The organism is Ruegeria sp. AM9 (genome assembly GCF_056540565.1).
Genome location: NZ_JBQFWY010000001.1, coordinates 757,951 through 777,739, shown reverse-complemented (window position 1 = coordinate 777,739; position 19,789 = coordinate 757,951). Strand labels below are relative to the sequence as shown.

General features: G+C 60.1%; 18 protein-coding genes and 2 pseudogenes. 7 read left to right on the top strand and 13 right to left on the bottom strand.

Annotated elements, in window-relative coordinates:
• Positions 1 to 76: 76 nt before the first annotated feature.
• The gene (locus tag ACR0DO_RS03905; RefSeq protein WP_480556811.1) at positions 77 to 2,035 is read left to right on the top strand and encodes an AsmA family protein; all 1,959 of its coding nucleotides are present in this window, start codon (positions 77 to 79) and stop codon (positions 2,033 to 2,035) included.
• A gap of 35 nt (positions 2,036 to 2,070) precedes the next feature.
• Here ACR0DO_RS03905 and ACR0DO_RS03900 read toward each other — a convergent pair whose 3' ends face one another.
• The 4 genes from ACR0DO_RS03900 to ACR0DO_RS03885 are packed head-to-tail and all read right to left on the bottom strand — an operon-like array spanning position 2,071 to position 6,632.
• Positions 2,071 to 3,567, bottom strand: a complete 1,497-nt coding sequence (locus tag ACR0DO_RS03900; protein WP_480556810.1) for a phosphomannomutase/phosphoglucomutase — start codon at positions 3,565 to 3,567, stop codon at positions 2,071 to 2,073.
• Between the two features lie 14 nt (positions 3,568 to 3,581).
• Positions 3,582 to 4,415: a 3-deoxy-8-phosphooctulonate synthase gene (gene kdsA / locus ACR0DO_RS03895; protein ID WP_480556809.1), complete on the bottom strand. Its 834-nt coding sequence runs from the start codon at positions 4,413 to 4,415 to the stop codon at positions 3,582 to 3,584.
• A gap of 5 nt (positions 4,416 to 4,420) precedes the next feature.
• Complete coding sequence (locus tag ACR0DO_RS03890; RefSeq protein ID WP_480556808.1) at positions 4,421 to 5,995, bottom strand: KpsE/RkpR family capsule polysaccharide export protein; 1,575 nt, start codon at positions 5,993 to 5,995, stop codon at positions 4,421 to 4,423.
• Positions 5,973 to 6,632 carry an ABC transporter ATP-binding protein gene (locus tag ACR0DO_RS03885; RefSeq protein WP_421599197.1) on the bottom strand — a complete coding sequence of 220 codons (660 nt, stop codon included), beginning with the start codon at positions 6,630 to 6,632 and terminating at the stop codon, positions 5,973 to 5,975. The genes ACR0DO_RS03890 and ACR0DO_RS03885 overlap by 23 nt, the downstream gene beginning before the upstream one ends.
• Before the next feature lie 228 nt (positions 6,633 to 6,860).
• On the opposite strand from ACR0DO_RS03885, the gene ACR0DO_RS03880 reads away from it, so the two are divergent.
• Together ACR0DO_RS03880 and ACR0DO_RS03875 are read left to right on the top strand one after the other, a co-directional pair.
• Entirely contained in the window at positions 6,861 to 7,448 is a 588-nt protein-coding gene (locus tag ACR0DO_RS03880) for a uracil-DNA glycosylase family protein (protein ID WP_480556807.1), read from the top strand.
• Positions 7,441 to 8,229 (top strand): SseB family protein, encoded by a 789-nt coding sequence (locus tag ACR0DO_RS03875; RefSeq protein ID WP_480556806.1) that lies wholly within the window; start codon positions 7,441 to 7,443, stop codon positions 8,227 to 8,229. The genes ACR0DO_RS03880 and ACR0DO_RS03875 overlap by 8 nt, the downstream gene beginning before the upstream one ends.
• A gap of 40 nt (positions 8,230 to 8,269) precedes the next feature.
• Here ACR0DO_RS03875 and yghU read toward each other — a convergent pair whose 3' ends face one another.
• Positions 8,270 to 9,148 carry a glutathione-dependent disulfide-bond oxidoreductase gene (yghU, locus tag ACR0DO_RS03870; RefSeq protein WP_480556805.1) on the bottom strand — a complete coding sequence of 293 codons (879 nt, stop codon included), beginning with the start codon at positions 9,146 to 9,148 and terminating at the stop codon, positions 8,270 to 8,272.
• A gap of 230 nt (positions 9,149 to 9,378) precedes the next feature.
• Between yghU and ACR0DO_RS03865 the strand changes: the two genes are divergently transcribed.
• On the top strand, positions 9,379 to 9,897 hold the full coding sequence (locus tag ACR0DO_RS03865; protein ID WP_170440909.1) for a YHS domain-containing (seleno)protein: 519 nt from the start codon (positions 9,379 to 9,381) through the stop codon (positions 9,895 to 9,897).
• A 54-nt stretch (positions 9,898 to 9,951) separates the two neighbouring features.
• On the opposite strand, the gene ACR0DO_RS03860 is transcribed toward ACR0DO_RS03865, so the two are convergent.
• From ACR0DO_RS03860 to metF, 3 genes and pseudogenes are all read right to left on the bottom strand, one after another.
• On the bottom strand, positions 9,952 to 10,353 hold the full coding sequence (locus ACR0DO_RS03860) for a hypothetical protein (RefSeq protein ID WP_480556975.1): 402 nt from the start codon (positions 10,351 to 10,353) through the stop codon (positions 9,952 to 9,954).
• Positions 10,354 to 10,428: 75 nt separating this feature from the next.
• Positions 10,429 to 10,605 (bottom strand): annotated as a pseudogene (locus ACR0DO_RS03855) (DnaJ domain-containing protein); the annotation flags it as partial.
• Between the two features lie 217 nt (positions 10,606 to 10,822).
• Positions 10,823 to 11,689, bottom strand: coding sequence for a methylenetetrahydrofolate reductase [NAD(P)H] (gene metF / locus ACR0DO_RS03850; RefSeq protein ID WP_170440913.1), 867 nt, complete (start codon positions 11,687 to 11,689; stop codon positions 10,823 to 10,825).
• A gap of 94 nt (positions 11,690 to 11,783) precedes the next feature.
• Here metF and ACR0DO_RS03845 point away from each other — a divergent pair, with 94 nt between their 5' ends.
• Positions 11,784 to 12,689: a LysR family transcriptional regulator gene (locus ACR0DO_RS03845; protein WP_480556971.1), complete on the top strand. Its 906-nt coding sequence runs from the start codon at positions 11,784 to 11,786 to the stop codon at positions 12,687 to 12,689.
• 96 nt (positions 12,690 to 12,785) lie between these two features.
• A complete protein-coding gene (locus tag ACR0DO_RS03840; protein WP_170440918.1) occupies positions 12,786 to 13,571 on the top strand; it encodes an inositol monophosphatase family protein in 786 nt (261 codons plus the stop codon).
• Positions 13,572 to 13,626: 55 nt separating this feature from the next.
• Here ACR0DO_RS03840 and bhcD read toward each other — a convergent pair whose 3' ends face one another.
• From bhcD to bhcA, 4 genes and pseudogenes are all read right to left on the bottom strand, one after another.
• Positions 13,627 to 14,592, bottom strand: a complete 966-nt coding sequence (gene bhcD / locus ACR0DO_RS03835; RefSeq protein ID WP_480556970.1) for an iminosuccinate reductase BhcD — start codon at positions 14,590 to 14,592, stop codon at positions 13,627 to 13,629.
• A gap of 39 nt (positions 14,593 to 14,631) precedes the next feature.
• Positions 14,632 to 15,795, bottom strand: a pseudogene (gene bhcC / locus ACR0DO_RS03830) (3-hydroxy-D-aspartate aldolase BhcC).
• A gap of 10 nt (positions 15,796 to 15,805) precedes the next feature.
• A complete protein-coding gene (bhcB, locus tag ACR0DO_RS03825; protein WP_480556804.1) occupies positions 15,806 to 16,780 on the bottom strand; it encodes a beta-hydroxyaspartate dehydratase BhcB in 975 nt (324 codons plus the stop codon).
• A gap of 10 nt (positions 16,781 to 16,790) precedes the next feature.
• Positions 16,791 to 17,981, bottom strand: coding sequence for an L-aspartate--glyoxylate aminotransferase BhcA (gene bhcA / locus ACR0DO_RS03820; RefSeq protein WP_480556803.1), 1,191 nt, complete (start codon positions 17,979 to 17,981; stop codon positions 16,791 to 16,793).
• Positions 17,982 to 18,172: 191 nt separating this feature from the next.
• Here bhcA and ACR0DO_RS03815 point away from each other — a divergent pair, with 191 nt between their 5' ends.
• Positions 18,173 to 19,003, top strand: a complete 831-nt coding sequence (locus ACR0DO_RS03815; protein WP_480556802.1) for an IclR family transcriptional regulator — start codon at positions 18,173 to 18,175, stop codon at positions 19,001 to 19,003.
• Between the two features lie 3 nt (positions 19,004 to 19,006).
• Here ACR0DO_RS03815 and ACR0DO_RS03810 read toward each other — a convergent pair whose 3' ends face one another.
• The gene (locus tag ACR0DO_RS03810) at positions 19,007 to 19,750 is read right to left on the bottom strand and encodes a rhomboid family intramembrane serine protease (RefSeq protein ID WP_480556801.1); all 744 of its coding nucleotides are present in this window, start codon (positions 19,748 to 19,750) and stop codon (positions 19,007 to 19,009) included.
• Positions 19,751 to 19,789: the final 39 nt, after the last annotated feature.

The following is a 19,789-nucleotide window of genomic DNA, read 5'->3' as shown; positions in this document are numbered from 1 at the left end:
ACGCTTCCCCTTGCAAATGGCGGTCAGGCTTTGAATGATCTTTTTAACGCATGCCCAATAAGCGGAGAGCAGAAAAATGAAGTGGCTGTTGCGCATACTCTTCCTTTTCGTGGTCGCATTCGGCCTTGTCATCGGCGCGTTGTTGCTGATGCCGGGCGACAAGCTGGCCGCGATCCTGGCCGAACAGGTCAAAAGTGAGACCGGCCGTGAGCTGACCTTGTCCGGAGACGTGAACCTGTCCTTCTGGCCTGTTCTGGGGGTCGAGACCGGTCCGGTCACCTTTGGCAATGCATCTTGGGCGGGCTCGGAACCGATGCTGAGTGCCGAAAGCCTGGCCGTTGGGGTGGATGCCGCAGCTTTGTGGAATGGCGATTTTCGGATACGACGCGTGGTCGCTGAAAAGCCGGTCTTGCGGCTGGAGCTGTCAGACGGGCGCGGGAACTGGGAATCGAGCGCCGCTGGCCCTCAGCCGACCTCTGGCGGCGGCACACCTGCCGAGGCGTCGTCGCAGGGGGCGGTGACACTGGATCGTCTGGAGCTGACCAACGCGCGGCTGATCTATATCGAGAATGGCACAACGACCTACGACTTCTCGGATGTTGATCTTTCCGCCAGTTGGCCTGGGCCGACTTCGCCCATGGTGATGCAGGCGCAGATGACGGTTCCGGGCGGCAAGGTGAACGTGGACCTGAAAATCCCAGACCTGTCTGCCTATGCCTCGGGCGCTGTGACGCCGCTGCAACTGGCGCTGACCGCGCCGGGCGGAGAGGTCGGATTCGATGGTCGCGTCAACCTTGCAGGTGAGATGGACGGCAATCTGGAGGTTAAGACCAAAAGCACGGAAAAGATGCTGGTCGCATTCGGTCAGGCCGGTGTCGGGGTCCCGCTGGGGCTGGGGCGTGCCGCAGATGTGTCGGGTCATATGACCTATACAAGTGAGGGCCGGATATCTTTGCGCAATCTGGTGGCGCAGCTGGATCACAACCGGTTCACCGGCGAGGCCGATATCGAGATTTCGGACCCGCCCAAAATCACCGCGCGGCTGAAGGGCGGAGATATCGACCTGTCCCGCTACAACGATGCGCCCGCTTCGTCCGGGGGTGGTTCCGACACGGCCTCCGCGTCGGCACCTGACAGCGGATGGTCGACAGATCCGATCGATGCTTCGGCCCTTGCATTGGCGAACGGAGAGATTCGTCTGACGGCCTCGTCCATTGCCGTCCCCGAGCTGACACTGGGGTCCAGCGATCTGACGCTCAGCCTTGACCGGTCCCGTGCCGTTTTGCGGATGGACCCCGCCACATTGTTTGCAGGTCAGGTGACCGGGCAGGTGGTTGCCAATAACAGAAACGGTCTGTCCGTTGGCGGTAAGCTGAACGCCCAGGGCATTGATCTGCAGCAAGCCCTATCCACCATGGCCGGGATCAATCGCCTGACAGGTGCCGCTTCGGGAGAGTTCGAGTTTCTGGGCGTCGGCCAGACCGAGGACCAGATCATGCGATCCCTAAGTGGCAAGGGTAATCTGAATGTTGGGCAGGGCGTCATCGCCGGCTTTGACCTCGGCCGTCTGATGGGGCGGGGCAAGGGCGCCGGAGGGACGACCGTGTTCAACAGTCTGACGGCCAGTTTCAACATCGACCAGGGGGTTCTGACCAATAACGACCTGCTGATGTCGCTGGATAATTTCCGTGCGGACGGAACCGGGCAGGTCAACATCGGGGCGCAAACGATTGACTATCTGTTCACGCCCGTCGCTCTGCGTGCCAATTCCGGTCAGGGGCTGTCGGTGCCGGTTCGGATTGTCGGGCCGTGGAGCGATCCGTCTATCAAGCCAGACCTGAGTAAGGTGATCGAGGCCGCTGCCGAAGGGAAACTCAAAGACCTGGAAGATGACGCAAAGCAAAAGGTTTTGGATAAGGTCAGCGATGAGCTGGGAACTGCGGTAACCGACACTGAAAGCGCTGAGGACGCTTTGAAAAACAAGCTGGAAGAAGAGGCCAAAAAAGGCCTGCTCAAACTGTTGGGCGCAGACTGAAACGGGCGCCTTAGGCGCCCCAATTTCTAGGCAGATCAGATGGTCTGGTCGTAGTCGCCAACGCCGGGTTCGGTCCGGATCACGGCGTCGATATCTGCGAAAATGGCCCGCATTTCGTCTTCGCTGTCGCTGCTTTCGCAAACCACAACAAGGTTCGGTGTGTTCGAGGACGCACGCACCAGGCCCCAGCTGCCATTGTCCAGAATGACCCGCGCGCCGTTGACGGTGACCACCTCTTTGATCGCACGACCGGCGAATTCCTCGCCCGCGTCGGCCTTGGCGACCAGTTTGTCGACCAGACGTTTGAGAATGTCGTATTTCTCGGTGTCGGCGGCATAGGGCGACATGGTCGGGGTCGACCATGTTTTCGGCAGAGCCTTGCGCAGGTCCGACATGCTTTGGTCCGGATTGCGGTCCATCAACTTGCAGATTTCAACCGCCACCCGCATGCCGCAGTCATAGCCGCGCCCAATCGGTTCAGCCAGAAAGTAATGGCCCGATTTTTCGAACCCGGCCAGCGCGTTGATCTCTTTGACCCGGCGCTTCATGTGGCTGTGGCCGGTTTTCCAGTAATCCGCCTTGACGCCGTGGGCCTGCAACTCGGGGTCGCTGGCGAACAGGCCGGTCGATTTCACGTCGGCCACGAAGGTCGCGTTGGGGTACAGCTTGGCCAGATCACGGGCCATGATCACACCGACCTTGTCGGCGAAAATCTCCTCGCCCTCATCATCCACAACACCGCAACGGTCGCCGTCGCCATCAAACCCCAGCGCCATATCCGCACCGCTGGATTTCACGGTGTCAGCCATGTCGTGCAACATCTCCATGGCTTCGGGGTTTGGGTTGTAGTTGGGGAAGGTGTAGTCCAGCCGGTTGTGGCTGGGCACAGCTTCGACGCCCATCCGTTCGAAGATTTCCGGCGCGAACGCCGAGGCTGTGCCATTGCCGGTGGCGCAGACGACCTTGAGCGGACGGGACATTTTGAAATCCCCGACCAGATCGTCGATATAGGCCTCTTTTACACCATCGACGAACTCGTACGAGCCGCCGTCGTGCGGAACACCTTCGCCGTTCAGAACGATATCGCGCAGCTCCGACATCTCGTCGGGGCCGTGGGTCAGCGGACGGTCAAAGCCCATCTTCACGCCGGTCCAGCCGTTCGGGTTGTGGCTGGCCGTGACCATCGCCACTGCAGGCACGTCCAGATGGAACTGGGCGAAATAGGCCATCGGGCTGAGCGCCGGGCCGATATCCTTGACCTGAATACCTGCCTGCATCAGCCCCAGGATGAGCGCATTTTTGATCGCCAGCGAATAGTCGCGATAGTCGTTGCCGACCGCGATCACAGGCTCGATCCCGCGTTTGCGCATCTGGGTGCCCAGACCCAGACCCAGAGCCGTCATACCGGGCAGGTTGATCTCTTCGGGGTATTTCCAGCGGGCGTCGTATTCGCGAAACCCGGTGGGTTTGATCATCGCGTCGCGCAGAAAGCTCCAGGTGTTCGGGGTCACCTCGGGGATGGGTTTGGTCATACTATCGCTCTTGACTAAATCTGGATGGGATTGGCTTTGGCCAATGCATCAAAGCGCATCAATGTGTCAATCAATTGAGACATTTGATCGAGAGGGATCATGTTTGGCCCGTCAGATGGCGCCGAGTCCGGGTCCTGATGCGTTTCGATGAATACAGCGCCGACACCCAGTGATACTGCGGCACGGGCCATGACCGGAGCAAACTCACGCTGGCCACCAGATGAGCCCCCTTTGCCCCCGGGTTGCTGCACCGAATGGGTCGCGTCCATCACGACAGGGTAGCCCGTTTTTGCCATTTGAGGCAGACCGCGCATATCGGCCACAAGCGTATTGTAACCAAAGGATGTTCCACGTTCGGTCAGCAGGATGTTCTGGTTTCCGGTGCTTTCGATTTTGTCAACGATATTGCCCATTTCCCAAGGGGCAAGAAACTGGCCCTTCTTGACGTTGACGGCTGTACCGGTGTTACCCGCAGCCAGCAGCATGTCGGTCTGGCGGCACAGGAAAGCCGGGATTTGCAGTACATCCACCGCATCGGCGGCGACGGCGCATTGCGCTTCGGTGTGGACGTCGGTCAGAACCGGAATGCCCATCGCCTTGCGGATGTCGTCCAGAACCTTCAGCCCGGCGTCGATCCCCATACCCCTTTTGCCGGACAGGGACGTCCGGTTCGCCTTGTCATACGAGGCCTTGAAGACATACTGCGCACCGGCGGCATCGCAGGCCTCTTTCATTTTTCCGGCGATCATCTGGGCATGATCTGCGGTTTCAAGCTGGCAGGGGCCTGCAATGATCGTCAGAGGCAGATCATTGCCGACCGTGAGATCGGAGATTTTTACATGTTTCATGTGTCTTACGAGGATACCTGTTCACGAAGGACCGACGCGGTAAGCGAGATCATCAGGTAGATACCAGCAAACAACAGGAAAGCCAAAATCGTATTTTCGAACTTGCGCGGATAGGTCGGATCTTCGCTGGCGACCGGGTTCACCGATACCGTCAGATACCGCACTTTGCGGTTGGCCTCGGTCCGCGTGGTTTCCATCTGCTCCATCGCGGTTTGCAGCATCAAATCCCGCGCCACCAGGTCGGCCTGCGCCATCTGAATCCGCACGCTCAACCTTGCCAGCGAGTTTTCGCCCGCTGAGACGTCCAGCATTTCTTCGTTCAGCTCTGCCAGTACGACTTCGAGTCTTTGGATATCAGCGCGCACACCGTCCACCTTGGCCTGGTTCGGGCGCAGGTTGTCCAACAGCGCAGCCAGTTGCAGTTCCTTTTCCTGCAGCTCGATTTCGATTGCGTTGATCCGCGCCCGCAGACCGGCAAGGACGTTCTCGGGGTCCAGTACCGCGCCCTGCAGTTGCAGTTCGATCAGTTCTTCCTGCGCTTTTCTGCGTTCTTCCTGCGCCAGTTCAAACCCGGCCCGGGCATCGCGCATCTGGTCTTCGCGCTTCAGTTCCGTCAGACCGTTGATTGTTTCCTCGGCATAGGAAAGCAGAAGGGTCGACAGCTCGACCGATATTTCCGGGCTTGGGGCCGCAACTTCCATACGAATGATCCCATCACTTGGGTCATACCCGATGGTGATCATCCGCTTGAACAGCTTATAGGTATCCTCAAGGGTCGCGTCCTGAGGCAGGCGCTGGATCGGGTCTATCCACTCCTGCTTGAAGATTTCCGAGAAATTGGTGTCGTCCTCAAGCCGAACCAGCGCGTCTTTTGATTCCAGAAATTCCTGCGTGGCGACCGAATCCTGCGCAGTGGCGTATTGAGTGCCCGCCAGGAACCCGCCAAAGGACGCACCACCCCCATCTGCCTGCAGGATCGAAAAGGCCGAGTCGCTTGCGTACATCGGTGTCGCGACCCGATAGAAATAAACGCCGACAATCGCGGTCGGCAGCAGAACAAACACTGCCAACCGTGCGAACAGCGCAAACAGCTTGCGTCTGCGACGCCGGGCGATGTCCTTTTGAATTTCGCCGATTTCCAGATTGCGCCGCTCTGCGGGGCTTAGTTCGGGTCCGGGCAGGGTTTGCGGTGTTTCCTTGACCGTCTGCGGCAACTGGATGGTGATTTTGTCCTTGGCCTGATCTTCCGCGTCTTTCTTTTCGGCCGCCAGATCCAGCAGATTGGCCCGCTCAAACGGGTCAATGCCCTTTTGGCGCAGCAGGCGCACCGCATCGTAATCCGACGTTGCCGCCAGATCGTTTTTCTGCGCCAGACGCCGGGCTACGCGCAATTGCCGCCCGGTCAGACCTTCGCGTTTGATCGCATCGATATCGGTCGCGGGCTGCGCGTCATTTGCGGCCTCGGACGGTTGCGTTGCCTTTCTGATGCGCGAAATGGCATCGGCCCGTGCGTCCGCCGCGTCTGCGCCCTGACGATTGCGCCGCCAGCGGTATTTCTTAGCCTTGGGTTTGGTAGTCATATAGCTGTCGTGCCTCTTCCAAGGTTTCGAACATGTAAAGCTGACCGTCCAGAAGTACGGCGGCCTGCTGTGCAAACTTCTCAAGAACAGAAGGGCTGTGCGATACGATCACCAAAGTTGTCGTGCGCAACCTTTCTTTCAGGATGTCGCCTGCCTTTCTATTGAACTCTACATCCGTTGTCGCCGGCATCCCTTCGTCAATCAGGTACATGTCGAAGTCCAGCGCCAACATCAGAGCAAAGGTAAAGCGCGCCCGCATACCGGACGAATAGGTTCCAAGCGGTTGGTCGAAATATTCACCCAGACCGCATAGCCACTTGCAGTACGCCTCGATGTAATCGGGGTCCATGCCATAGATTTTCGCGATGTAGCGGGCATTCTCCAACGCAGAGAGCTTCTTGGCCACACCGCCCGAGAACCCCATCGGAAACGAGATCCGGCAGGATTTGCGGATCACGCCTTCGTCTGGTTTTTCCAGCCCGGCCATCATGTTGATCAGGGTCGTCTTGCCGGTGCCGTTGGGGGCCAGAATGCCGATCGAGCGCCCAAGCTCGATCCGGAACGAGACCCGGTCCAGGATCACCTTGCGGCGCGTCCCGGTCCAGAAGGACTTGCTGACATTCTCGAACTCAAGCATTCAAGGCCTGCTGCTCTTGCGTTTGTTGCACCGATCGGGCCGGTGAGGGAACGGAAAATTTACCGCTCCTTATTGGCTACATTATGTCGAAATATGAAACAAATGATCAATGCGCGTGAAAGCGACCATTCGGTACTGTGACTAATGCATCGGTTGGACTGCCGCAACGCGTTGACTATCTTTCACTTCGACCGTCAACCAGTTTGATGCAGGAAAACTTGCGATCCGATGAATTCACTGCAGAAAGAGATTGAAGCCTGCCGTATCTGCGCAGACAGATTTCGGGCCACGCAGACGGCGCATGAACCGCGCCCGGTGGTCTGGTTTCGGAACGGCACGCCGTTGCTGGTCGCGGGGCAGGCGCCGGGTGCGCGGGTTCATGCCTCGGGTCGTCCGTTCACCGACCCGTCGGGTGATCGCCTGCGCGACTGGCTGGGGATTGATGAGGCCGTTTTCTACGACCGCGCCCGCGTGTCGATCGTTCCGATGGCGTTCTGTTTTCCGGGATACAACGCGCGCAAGGCCGATCTGCCGCCACCGCCGATCTGCGGGCGGACATGGCACAATCGGGTGATGGACGAACTGGGGCAAGTGCCGCTGACCGTTCTGGTGGGCGGACATGCGCATAAGTACCACCTTGGCGCGCGCGGTTCGGTGACGGACACGGTACGGGGCTGGCAAGACCATGCGCCGCAGGTCTTTCCCTTGCCTCATCCGTCCTGGCGCAATACGGCATGGTTGAAGAAAAACCCGTGGTTCGAGGCCGAGCTGCTGCCGGTTCTGCGCGCACGGGTGCAAGAGGTTCTGAATGACTGACACGACCGCCCTTGATGCCGCACACGCCGCGATGGAGGCCAACCCGCAGGACGACGCGGCGCGGCTGCGTTTCTTTGAACGGCTTGCCGACAGCGAGTTGTTCCTGCTTTTGGCTGAAGAAGCGCAGGATGAAAATATCACGCCGGAGCTGTTCGACGTGGCCGATGGCCGGTTCGTTCTGGCCTTCGACCGCGAGGACCGGCTGGCCCGTTTCGCAGAGCGCCCGGTACCCTATGTCGCGCTTTCGGGGCGGGTTTTGTCCGGGATGCTGGCGGGGCAGGGGATCGGTCTGGGGCTGAACCTTGAGGTCGCGCCGTCCTCGATGCTGATCCCGGCCGAGGCGCTGGGCTGGTTGGCCACCACTTTGGAACACGCACCGGAAGAGGTGCAGCAACGCTTGGCCGAGTTCCTGCCTCCGACCGGCCTGCCGGATGACTTGTTGAAAGCGTTGGACGCAAAGCTGGCCACAGCCGCAGGCCTAGCCGAGGCCGCGTTTCTGGTCGGAACCAAATCAGAGGATGGGGGCGCGGGGCATCTGCTGGGCTTTGTCGGCGCGGTTGAGGGGGCTGAGCCTGCACTGGCCAAAGCGGCTTCTGAGGCGCTGACTTTTTCCGGGATTGAGGCTGGGGCGATGGATGTCGGGTTTTTCAGCCCACATGACGCTGCTGCAGCCGCCTTGGCGCGGGTTGGTCTGAAGTTCGATCTGCCGCAGCCCGAACAAAGGGTTGTTCAACACATCACACCGGGCAGTGACCCGGATAAGCCGCCAGTGCTGAAATAAGCAGACCCCGCGAACCGTCAGGTCGCGGGGCCATGCGTTGCTATTCCGCTGCAGCTTCCAACTTGTCCTGCGTGCGGGTTTCAAAGTCGCTGGCGTCGTGGCGCTCGTGCAGCTGCGTATGCGGCTCACCAAACGCGCGGTTGACCATGCGGCCGCGCTGAACGGCAGGGCGCGCATCGACGGCCTTGGCCCAACGCATCACGTTTTTATAGGATTCGACATCCAGGAACTCGGCCGCGCTGTAGAGACGCCCCAGAACCAACTGACCGTACCAGGGCCAGATTGCCATGTCGGCGATGGTATAGTCTTCGCCTGCGACATAGGTGCTCTCGGCCAGTTGACGGTCCAGAACGTCCAGCTGGCGCTTGGCCTCCATGGCGAAACGGTTGATCGGGTATTCCCATTTCTCGGGCGCGTAGGCGTAGAAATGACCGAACCCGCCGCCCAGATACGGCGCGCTGCCCATCTGCCAAAAGACCCAGTTCATCACCTCGGTACGCTCGGGGCCGGATTGCGGTAGGAAGGCGTCGAACTTCTCGGCCAAATGGAACAGGATCGAGGCGCTTTCGAACACGCGCACAGGCGCGCCGCCCGAGCGATCCCAAAGCGCGGGGATTTTCGAGTTCGGGTTCGCCTCGACAAAGCCCGAGCCGAACTGGTCACCGTCGCCGATATTGATCAGCCAGGCATTATACTCGGCGCCTTCGTGACCCAGCGCCAGCAGTTCCTCGAGCATCACGGTGACTTTGACGCCATTGGGGGTCGCCAAGGAGTAGAGCTGCAGGGGATGGCGCCCGACCGGCAGGTCCTTGTCGTGGGTGGCACCGGCGATGGGGCGGTTGATATTGGCAAACTGGCCGCCGCTTTCGCTGTCCCAGGTCCAGACTTTGGGGGGCGTATATGGGGATTGCTCGGTCATCTGTTGTCTTTCTCAGCAAAGTTCGGGTGAATTGTCCGTCCGCCACAACAGCTAATGTTGCAAAGCCCCGAGTCCAACCCCGGATGTCAAAGAGGTTTTGTAACAAACGGGGTCGAACCTCTCACGTTTCTTCATCCGACCTCACAGCGGCGCGAGCGGGACTGCCCATCGGGGCGAAAATACCTATTCTTTCAGCAACGCCAAACCCAAAGGACAAAAGGATTGACCATATGAAACGCTTTGCCCTGACTCTTGTGACTGCTCTGACCCTTGCCGTTCCCGCTTTTGCCGGGGATCAGTATGTGGACGGCACTGGGTTTGCCGTGTCGGGTTATGACGTGGTTGCCTACCGCAATCTGGATCAGGCACCGGTCGGCCAGTCCCAGCCCGAGGCGGTGCGGGGTCATGCGGATATCACGGCGGACTATAACGGCGCGACCTGGGCGTTCTCGACCGAAGAAAACCGCGACAAGTTCCTTGAAAACCCGGCTTACTACGCCCCTGCCTATGACGGGCACTGCGCCTACGGTGTGTCGCGGGGCGGCAAGGTTCCGGCGAACCCGAACCTGTGGCGCATCGTTGACGACAAGCTGTATCTGAACATCACCGATGTTGTTGTTGGTTTCTTCGAAGAGGATATCCCCGGCAACATCAATCTGGCCGAAGGTAACTGGCCGGGAATCGAGGCTGATGCCGCATCGACCAGCGTGATCCCCAAATTTACCTCGGAAGGCCCGGTCGCGAACTAAACCGCTACGCGGCAAGAACAAACCCGGCTCTTACCAGGCCGGGTTTTTTCACTGTCAGCCCGCCAGCCAGAAATCGTCGCGCATCTGCTGATCTGCGTCGAACTTGATGCGTACGCTTTTGGCGCCGGGGAATTTGCGAGCCGTGATCGTTTCCGGGATCATAACCTCGCCTGCACCGGTATCCTTGGATTGAAAGCTCAGCACTTCGGTTTCCATTCGTCGGGCCGAAGCCAGGAACGAGGTCGGCAGCGCCACACGGTTCGATCCTTCCTGAACCGGGGTCGGAACGAAATAGGTCAGGTGGCGGCCATAGAACCCAACCGCATCGGGGACATGGTCCGCATCGGAATTGCCCTGAGAATCCGGGTTTGGTCCGTCACCGTCCGGGCTGTGCGCCAGTGCGGTGTTCAGCAACATGCGGCAGGCGTCGATATCGGTGGTTTCCAGTTCGATCACACGTTTGCGCAGCTTCGGTCGTCGGGGCGTGCCGGCAGTTTTCCCTTTGGTGGTCAGACCCTCGCGGCGCAAAAAGTCGTATGCCTCTTTGGCACGGGCGAAATGGGTACAGTCGCCGTTTCTGTGATCGGGGTGAGCATGAAATGCAATGTGGCGCCAGGCATCCCGAATATCGTCGGACCTTGCTGTCTGGTCTAATCCCAGAGCCGCCAGCGCGTCAGCGCGTGCATTTATCTTTTCGACAGGCTCCATTCCCAAATCAACTCATTAAACAAACACAACAACCTCAGTTTGAAGAGGCGCGGGGTTTTGTCAAATTTTAGCGGAAATTTATTGCATATCAGGGGACAGTTGACCCAAGGGAAGATTATTGTCCACGCATATGCTGTAGCCACCAAAACACGCGTCAAACAAACGAAAAAGCCCGGAGCCTTTGCAGGCTTCGGGCGAAAGTGACCAACGGGAAGGTTCAGGCGACGTTCTGCAGCTCGGCCCGCGGTGTGATGCCCAGTGCAAAGCACACATCGCGGGTCAGTTCGGGCCGGTTCAGCGTGTAGAAATGCAGCTTGTCCACGCCGCCCTCAATCAGGTCGGAACACAGTTCGGTGCACAGAGCGGTGGCCAGCAGATCCTCCCGATCATCGCGAATCGCCTTTTCAAAGGCGTGTTCGATCCAGTCAGGGATATGTGTCCCGCAGCGGCGGGCGAATTTGCGGGCGCCTTTCCAGTTCTCGATCGGCAGGATGCCGGGCACGATGGGCTTGTCGATACCGGCCTTTTCACAAGCATCGCGGAAGCGGAAAAACGTTTCGGCCTCAAAGAAGAACTGGGTCAGCGCTTCGTCCGCGCCGGCGTCCAGCTTGGCCTTGAGCCAGTCCACATCCGCCGAGAAATCCTGTGCTTCTGGGTGCTTGTCGGGATAAGCGCCGACGCGGATGCTGAACATTTCGGTTTCGGACAAGGCTTCGATCAGTTCGACTGAATTGGCAAACCCGTCGGGGTGGGGCGTGAAGCGGTCGTGACCTTTGGGCGGGTCGCCACGCAAGGCGACGATGTTTTCAACCCCGGCACGTGCGAAAGTGTCGGCGATTTCCAGCGTTTCCTGACGCGAGGCATCAACGCAGGTCAGATGCGCGGCGACCGGCAGGCCGGACGATTTGTGCAGCGTCGTCACCGCATCGCGCGTCAACTCGCGCGTGGTGCCGCCAGCGCCATAGGTGACCGAGACAAAGCGTGGCTCAAGCGGTGCCAAGGTTTGAACCGTATCCCAAAGGCGGAACGACGCCTCGAGCGTTTGCGGCGGGAAGAACTCGAATGAAATCTCAGGTGTCGTCATATCTGCCTCACAGGTCCAATCTGAGCCCCTTGTGCCAGTTCCCGCATTGTGAGACAAACTCATATTACTCAAGAACAACATGAGTCTCATTTCAATGCACATCGAATTCCGGCACCTGCGTACGATCAAGGCCATCCATGAATGCGGCGGGCTGGCCCGTGCGGCGGACCAGCTGAACATCACGCAGTCGGCCTTAAGCCATCAGATCAAGGGTTTGGAGGATCAGGCCGGGGTCGAACTGTTCCTGCGCCGGTCCAAGCCGATGAAGCTGTCGGCAGCAGGGCTGCGCCTGTTGCGGCTGGCGGAACAGATCCTGCCGCAGGTCGAGGCGACGCAACAGGAGTTTTCATCCCTGCGTGACGGGCGCACGGGCCGGATGCATATCGCCATCGAATGCCATGCCTGTTTCGAGTGGCTGTTCCCGGTGTTGGAATCGTTCCGCAAATCCTGGGGCGATGTGGATGTCGATATTCGTCCGGGTCTGGCGTTCGACGCCTTGCCCGCGTTGCAGAAGGAAGAGGTCGATCTGGTTGTCTCATCCGACCCCGAAGACCTGCCGGGCGTCGAGTTCATCGAGCTGTTCGACTATGACGCGGTTTTCGTGGCGGCGTCGTCACACCCGCTGGCGCAGAAGGATTACATCGAGGCCGAGGATTTCCGGGGGCAGACCCTGATTACTTATCCGGTCGAACGTACACGTCTGGACATCTTCAGCCAGTTGCTGATCCCTGCGCGGGTCGAACCGGCTGTGATCCGACAGGTCGAACTGACCGCTGTGATCCTTCTGTTGGTGGCGTCGAACCGCGGTGTGTCTGTGTTGCCCGATTGGGTCGTGCGTGAGGTGAAGTATAACTCGGACTACGTCACCCGCCCGCTGACCAAGGATGGGATCACCCGCAGGCTTTACGCTGCGGTCCGCACCGAAGACCTGGAAAAACCCTATGTGCAGGAACTGATCGAACTGGCCGGAACCGAGGCGCGCAAGCTGCAGTCACAATAAGCGCGAAACGCGGGTCTGTTATGCGCATCATTCCTCTTGGCAAGGGCGCGTTGCCCCAGTATACGCGCGGTTTGACCGGACAGGAGCCTTTGGACAATGGTTGGCAGTGCAAACCTCAACATCATGATCAAGGCCGCGCGCAAAGCGGGGCGTTCATTGGTCAAGGATTTTCGTGAAGTCGAGAACCTTCAGGTGTCGATGAAAGGCGCGGGCGACTTTGTCTCCAAGGCCGATATTGCAGCCGAGGAGATCCTGAAAGAGGAGCTGCTGGGCGCGCGTCCGACCTATGGCTGGTTGGCCGAAGAGGGCGGCACCATCGCCGGCGAGGACCCGACCCGCCGCTGGATCGTGGACCCGCTGGACGGTACCACCAACTTCCTGCACGGCCTGCCGCACTGGGCAATCTCGATCGCGCTGGAGCACAAGGGCAAGATCGTCGCCGGTGTTATCTATGACGCCGCCAAGGACGAGATGTTCTTTGCCGAAAAGGGTGAAGGCGCGTGGATGAACGATACCCGCATCCGTGTCTCGGGCCGTCACCGCATGATCGAGTCGATCTTTTCGACCGGGCTGCCCTTTGGTGGCCGTTCTGATCTGCCTGCAACGCTGCAGGATTTGGCCCGTCTGATGCCTGCCTGCGCTGGCGTGCGCCGCTGGGGCGCAGCAGCGCTGGACATGGCTTATGTGGCTGCTGGCCGCTACGAAGGGTTCTGGGAACGTCGTTTGAACGCCTGGGATGTGGCTGCCGGGATTATCATCGTGAAAGAGGCGGGTGGCTTTGTGCAGGCCCTGAATCCCGAAGGCAGCGTGCTGGAGGATGGTGAGGTGATCTGTTCGAACGAACCGATCTTTGACCAGTTTGCCAAGGTGATCCGGGGCTAATCACCTGATATACCGATTAAGCAAGCGCGCCCCGTTCGAGGCGCGCTTTTTCGTTTTACAGGACCGCGCGTTCAGCCAGGCCGGCCTCGTCCGCGAGTTTCGCGGCGACAGATGCCACGGCGAGGTCTTGCAGGCCAACGCCCGTTCCGTCGAAGAGGGTGATTTCTTCGTCTGATCTCCGCCCCGGATGGTCGCGGTTGATGACGGCGCCGATGGGGGTGATCTGATCTTCGGTCAACCTCCCGTCAGCAACCGCGTGCTGCGCCTCGCCGAGAGAGATGGACTGGGCGACCTCGTCGGTGAAGACAGTCGCGTGGGCCACCAGTGCCGCCTCGACCTCTTGCTTGCCCTTGGTGTCGGTACCCATGCAGGCCAGATGGGTGCCGGGTCTGATCCAATCCCTCATCAGCAGCGGTTCGAAGGCTGAGGTGATGGTGATGATAACGTCCGCCTGTGCGCCCAGTTCCTCCTGTGTGACGGCCTCGAAGTCCAGGCCCAGCTCGGCCGCGACCGCGCCCAGACGGGGCAGCATCTCGGGGTGGGGGTTCCAGGCTACCACCTTCTCGAAGTCGCGCTGCTCGGCAGCGGCGCGCAGCTGGAAAGTGGATTGATGACCCGCGCCGACCATGCCCAGCACCTTGGCGTCCTTGCGCGCCAGATGGGCGATCGACACCGCCGAGGACGCAGCCGTGCGCACGGCGGTCAGGTAGTTGCCGCCGACAAGCGCCGACAGCCGCCCGGTATCGGGGTCGAACAGAAAAACGGTGGATTGGTGATTGGTCAGCCCTTTCTCTGTGTTCCCCGGCCAGTAGCCGCCGGACTTGACGCCCAGCACCTGACCCGCGCGGTCAAAGCCGGACTTGAAGCCGTAAAGCGCATCAGCATAGCCAATGGCTTCGCGGATGACCGGGAAGTTATAGGCGTCGCCGCGCGCCATGGCGGCAAAGACGTCCTGTACCGCGTCGAATGCTTCGGCACGGCCGACCAGTTTCTGGCACAGCTCCTCTCCGACGATCAGCAAAGGTTTGTCCGTCATATCTTTCATGATCCTTTCCCCCGCTCAGAACGCCTTGCCGCGCGCGGAGACGGGCCAGAGAGTTTCAACCTTGCCGTTGCGCACGCCTACATACCAGTCATGCACATTGGCGGTCGGGTCACAGTGGCCGGGCACCAGATGCAGCTTGTCATTGACCTTGAGAGCGCCATCCGGGTCGGCCACGACGCCATGCTAATCCGAACATTTGACGTATTCCACATCCGTGCGGCCAAAGACCACTGGCAAGCCGCTGTCTACGGATTGGGCCTTGAGACCTGCGTCTACAATGGCCTTGTCGGCTTTAGCGTGACTCATGACGCTGGTGAGGATGAAAAAGGCGTTCTCCCATTCCCCCCGGTCGATACGGTTGCCGTTTTCATCAAGGATGCGGCCATAATCGGCATCCATGAAGGCGTAAGAGCCGCATTGCAGTTCGTTATACACGCCCGAGGTGCTCTCGAAGTAATAAGACCCGGTGCCGCCACCGCCGACAATATCACAGACCAGCCCTTCAGCCTTCAAACCGTCCACAGCGTCTTTCACCTGCGCCACAGCGATGTCGATCTTGGCCTTTCGATCCTCGTACAGGTCCATGTGCTGCATCGCGCCCTGATAGGCCTGGATGCCCGCAAACTTCAGCCCCGGAGCCGCGTCGATGGCCTTGGAGATGGCGATCACTTCGGGGGTGGTGGTCACGCCGCAGCGGCCCGCACCACAATCGATTTCGACCAGACATTCGATCTGGGTGCCGTGGCGTTGTGCGGTCTCGGACAGATCGGCCACATTGTCGATGTCATCGACACAGCAGATCGTCCGTGCGCCCAGCTTGGGCATGCGCGCCAGCCGGTCTATCTTGGCGGGATCGCGCACCTGATTGGATACAAGCACATCCTTGATGCCGCCACGCGCAAAGACCTCGGCCTCAGAGACTTTCTGGCAGCAGATGCCGCATGCTCCACCCAGTTCGACCTGCAGCTTGGCCACATCGACGGATTTGTGCATCTTGCCATGCACCCGGTGGCGCATGCCGTGGGCCTTGGCGTAATCGCCCATCTTCTTGATGTTGCGCTCCAGCGCATCCAGATCCAGCACCAGAGCCGGTGTCTGTATCTCGGACGCGTCCATGCCGATGGCGGCGGGGATGTCGAAGCCGACCTCAAGTTGGTTGATGTTTGCGGGCTTGTTCATGTTTTCCTCCTCAACCCAAAGTCCAGGGCAGTTTGTCCAGATCCAAATTGCCGCCGGTGATGATCACGCCGACGCGCTTTCCACTGAACACCTCGGGGTGCTTCAGGATCGTCGCCAGCGGCACCGCGCTGCTGGGTTCCATCACGATGCGCAGGTGCTTCCAGATGGTCTTCATCGCGGCGATGATCTCGTCTTCGCCGGCGGTGTGGATGTCGGTCACGAAGTTCGAGACAAAGTGCCAGGTGTTCTCTTTCAGCGGCACTTTCAGCCCGTCGGCGATGGTGACCGGCGCGTCATCGGCGATGATATGACCGGCCTTGAAGCTGCGATAGGCATCGTCGGCCTGTTCCGGTTCGGCGGCATGGATCTGCACCTCGGGCGCCAGATTCGACAGGGTCAGGCAGGTGCCCGAGATCATGCCGCCGCCGCCGATAGGGGCGACCACCGCGTCCAACCCGCTGGTCTGTTCCAACAGTTCCGCCGAGCAAGTCGCTTGCCCCGCGATCACGCGCGGGTCGTTATAGGGATGCACGAACTCGCCGCCCGTGCTTTCCTGCACCTCGGCAAAAACCGCCTCGCGCGAGGTGGTCGAGGGCTCGCATTCTGTGATGATCCCGCCATAGCGGCGCACCGCGTCCTTTTTGGCTTGTGGCGCCGTGCGCGGCATCACCACGTTGCAGGGAATGCCCCGGCGACCGGCGGCATACGACAGGCTCAGCGCGTGGTTGCCAGAAGAATGAGTGCAGACCCCGCGCTCGGCGGCCTCGTCATTCAGGCCGAAGACCGCGTTGCAGGCGCCGCGCACCTTGAAAGCTCCGGCCTCCTGAAAGTTCTCGCATTTGAAGAAAAGCTGCGCGCCGGTCAGATCATCCAGATAATCCGACCGCAGCACCGGGGTACGGTTGATATGCGGTTTGATCCGCTCATGCGCCTCGTGCATGTCGGCAAGGGTCAGGCAATCGGCTGTGATCATGTCGTCAAGCATATTGACCCCCTTACGCCGCGGATTGCATCGGGTTGGCGTGGCCTGCGCGAAAGAACTCCTGCGCCGCCGCGACACCGCTGCCCAGCTCGATCGGGTAATCCAAATCGGCCATTGCCATTTCGATCGTGGCGAGGCCGGACAGCACCATCACATCCGTCAGGCTGCCCAGATGGCCGATGCGGAAGGCCTTGCCGTTCATCTCACCCAGCCCGATGCCAAAGCTGACGCCATAGGCGTTGAAGGCATGATCGGTCAGGGCATTGCTGTCGAAGCCCTCGGGCACATAGATCGCGCTGACCGTGTCCGAGTAGAGATCGGGCGACTGTGCCACCAGATCCAGCCCCCAGGCGGCGGTGGCCTTACGCACGCCTTCGGCCAGCCGGAAATGGCGGGCATAAACATCGTCCAGCCCTTCCTCGAACAGCATCTTCAGGGCTTCGCGCATCCCGTAGATCAGTTGCAGCGGCGGGGTATAGGGAAAGCCGCCCGAGGCGTTGGCATCCGTCATGTCGCGGAAGTCGAAGAAAGTGCGCGGCAGTTTGGCCGCCTCCATCGCCGCCAGCGCCTTGGGACTGACGCACAGGATCGCCATGCCGGTCGCCAGCATGAAGCCCTTTTGCGAACCCGACACGGCGATATCAACGCCCCAGGCATCGAACTCAAACGGCATCGAGGCCAGAGAGCTGACGCAATCCACGAACAGCATCGCCCGGTGGGCGCTGGCATCCATAGCTTTGCGCACCGCCGCAATGTCTGAGCGCACCCCGGTGGCGGTCTCGTTATGTGTCACCAGAACCGCCTTGATCTCGTGGTTTTTGTCAGCGTCCAACGCTTCGGCGAACTTGTCCGCCGGTGCTCCGCTGCCCCACGGGCATTCGATGATACGCACGTCCAGCCCATGCCGCTGACACAGGTCGATCCAGCGATGGCTGAACATGCCATAGCGGGCCACCAGAACCGCATCACCGGGGCTGAGCGTATTGGTCACTGCCGCTTCCCACCCGCCGGTTCCACTGGCGGGAAAGGTGATCACCTGACCCGATGCTGTCCCGAACACCTTTTTGGACTCGTCGAGTACCGGGGCAAAAGTCTCGACAAAATCCGGCGCGCGGTGGTCCTGTGTCTGAACCTGCATCGCCAGTCGCAGGCGATCCGGGATGTTTGTCGGGCCGGGTATGAAAACGGGGTTCTGAGTGGACATCACTAAATTCCTCCAAGATGGAAATCAGTGTCGGGGAAACTGCCCGCGCGTGCAATTTTCTTGAAAAATATTTTCATTTTTGCAATTAAATTGATAAGCACATGAATTAGATGGCTTTTCCGTTTTTCAATTTCCGAGGTTGAAAATGGAGATTTCGAAAAAAACGTTGAGAGCAGAGGAGAGCGCCCAAGATGGAGACTCAGAAAAGGCAGCGCGGTCGGCCGAAATCGCTGTTCAAGGAAAGCTCGGCCGGGACCATGCAGTCACTGGATCGGGCGCTTGGCGTTCTGACCACCGTGGCGCGGATGGAACGCGCCGCGCTCAGCGATCTGGCGCGCGAAGTGGGCGTGCCGACGGCGACCACGCACCGAATTCTGGCCACCTTGCAGAAGCACGGGTTCGCCACCTTCGATGACGAGCGGCAGGAATGGATGATCGGGATCGAGGCCTACCGGACCGGAGCCTCTTTCCTGCGTCGTAACAGTGTGATTGAGATCGGTCGTCCGATCCTGCGGCGTCTGATGCAGGAGAGTGGCGAGACCGCCAATCTGGCGGTGCCGGATGGCGCCGAGGTGGTTTTTGTCGGTCAGGTCGAAACGCTGAACCCGATCCGGGCCTTCTTTCCGCCCGGTGCGCGCACGCCGATGTATGCGTCGGGCACGGGCAAGGCGATACTGGCTGCGATGAACCCGGATGCGGCCAGCAAAGCCCTCGGTTCTGTCGATCCGGAACGTTTTACGGACCACACGCTGACGCCCGGATCGGACCTGATGGCGGATTTGGACAAGACCCGCGCCCGGGGGTGGTCGTATGACCACGAGGAACGGTACGAAGGCATGTCCTGCATAGGCGCCGCCATCTACAACGACCGCGCCGAACCTTGTGCGGGGGTTTCCGTCTCGGGGCCGTCTGTCCGTTTCCACGCGCACAGGGCACCGGAGCTTGGTGCTCTGGTCAGAGATGCCGCGCAGGAAATCACGCGCCTCAGTGGCGGTCGGATGCCGGATCAGACTGAGGGTTGACCTCTATTTGCGCGGGACGCGTGGAATGCGGGATTGCGACAGCTTGTATTTGTGCTCGGGATGGGGCGGATGGCCGTGGGTGCGGTTCCAATATGCTGTCCCGCCGCGTTTCAGCCAAAGCGGGATGCACAGGATCAGGCCGACAAGGAACCCGCCCGTATGCGCCCAATAGGCAACGCCGCCTTCGTCCGGGTTGCTGGCGAGGCTGCCCATGAACTGAAGGCCCAGCCAGATGCCCAGCATGATGAAGGCCGGAATCGTGAAGACCCGAAAATAGACGATCAGGATCAGCAGGACATCCACACGGGCCTTGGGGAACAGCAGAAGGTAGCCCCCCATGACCCCGGCGATTGCACCGGATGCACCGATGGTCGGCACAACCGAGTCCGGGGCCGTGACGACATGAATCAGGCCCGCGCCCACGCCGGCGACCAGATAGAACAGCAGGAAGGGCAGGTGACCCATCTCGTCTTCGAGGTTGTCCCCGAAGATCCACAGAAACAGCATGTTGCCCGCCAGATGCATCCAGCCGCCGTGCAGGAACATCGAGGTTACAAGCGTTTCCAGCGCAAACCCGTCGGTGATCCGCGTCGGGATGACCGCGTAGTCGAAATAGAACCGGTTCATGAGCTGATCGTTGCTCATGATCCCCACATAGCTGAGGAAAATCAGGATATTGGCCGCCATCAGAAGGTAGACGACATATGGCGTGCGCCCCGAAGGGTTATGGTCGCGGATCGGAAACATGTGGCGACGCTGGGCTTTTCCCGGCCCAGCGTCAAGGTC

Coding starts and splice junctions, on each gene's coding strand:
- ACR0DO_RS03905 (WP_480556811.1), top strand. CDS start 77: ATGAAGTGGCTGTTGCGCATACTCTTCCTTTTCGTGGTCGCATTCGGC.
- ACR0DO_RS03900 (WP_480556810.1), bottom strand. CDS start 3,567: ATGACCAAACCCATCCCCGAGGTGACCCCGAACACCTGGAGCTTTCTG.
- kdsA (WP_480556809.1), bottom strand. CDS start 4,415: ATGAAACATGTAAAAATCTCCGATCTCACGGTCGGCAATGATCTGCCT.
- ACR0DO_RS03890 (WP_480556808.1), bottom strand. CDS start 5,995: ATGACTACCAAACCCAAGGCTAAGAAATACCGCTGGCGGCGCAATCGT.
- ACR0DO_RS03885 (WP_421599197.1), bottom strand. CDS start 6,632: ATGCTTGAGTTCGAGAATGTCAGCAAGTCCTTCTGGACCGGGACGCGC.
- ACR0DO_RS03880 (WP_480556807.1), top strand. CDS start 6,861: ATGAATTCACTGCAGAAAGAGATTGAAGCCTGCCGTATCTGCGCAGAC.
- ACR0DO_RS03875 (WP_480556806.1), top strand. CDS start 7,441: ATGACTGACACGACCGCCCTTGATGCCGCACACGCCGCGATGGAGGCC.
- yghU (WP_480556805.1), bottom strand. CDS start 9,148: ATGACCGAGCAATCCCCATATACGCCCCCCAAAGTCTGGACCTGGGAC.
- ACR0DO_RS03865 (WP_170440909.1), top strand. CDS start 9,379: ATGAAACGCTTTGCCCTGACTCTTGTGACTGCTCTGACCCTTGCCGTT.
- metF (WP_170440913.1), bottom strand. CDS start 11,689: ATGACGACACCTGAGATTTCATTCGAGTTCTTCCCGCCGCAAACGCTC.
- ACR0DO_RS03845 (WP_480556971.1), top strand. CDS start 11,784: ATGCACATCGAATTCCGGCACCTGCGTACGATCAAGGCCATCCATGAA.
- ACR0DO_RS03840 (WP_170440918.1), top strand. CDS start 12,786: ATGGTTGGCAGTGCAAACCTCAACATCATGATCAAGGCCGCGCGCAAA.
- bhcB (WP_480556804.1), bottom strand. CDS start 16,780: ATGCTTGACGACATGATCACAGCCGATTGCCTGACCCTTGCCGACATG.
- bhcA (WP_480556803.1), bottom strand. CDS start 17,981: ATGTCCACTCAGAACCCCGTTTTCATACCCGGCCCGACAAACATCCCG.
- ACR0DO_RS03815 (WP_480556802.1), top strand. CDS start 18,173: ATGGAGACTCAGAAAAGGCAGCGCGGTCGGCCGAAATCGCTGTTCAAG.
- ACR0DO_RS03810 (WP_480556801.1), bottom strand. CDS start 19,750: ATGTTTCCGATCCGCGACCATAACCCTTCGGGGCGCACGCCATATGTC.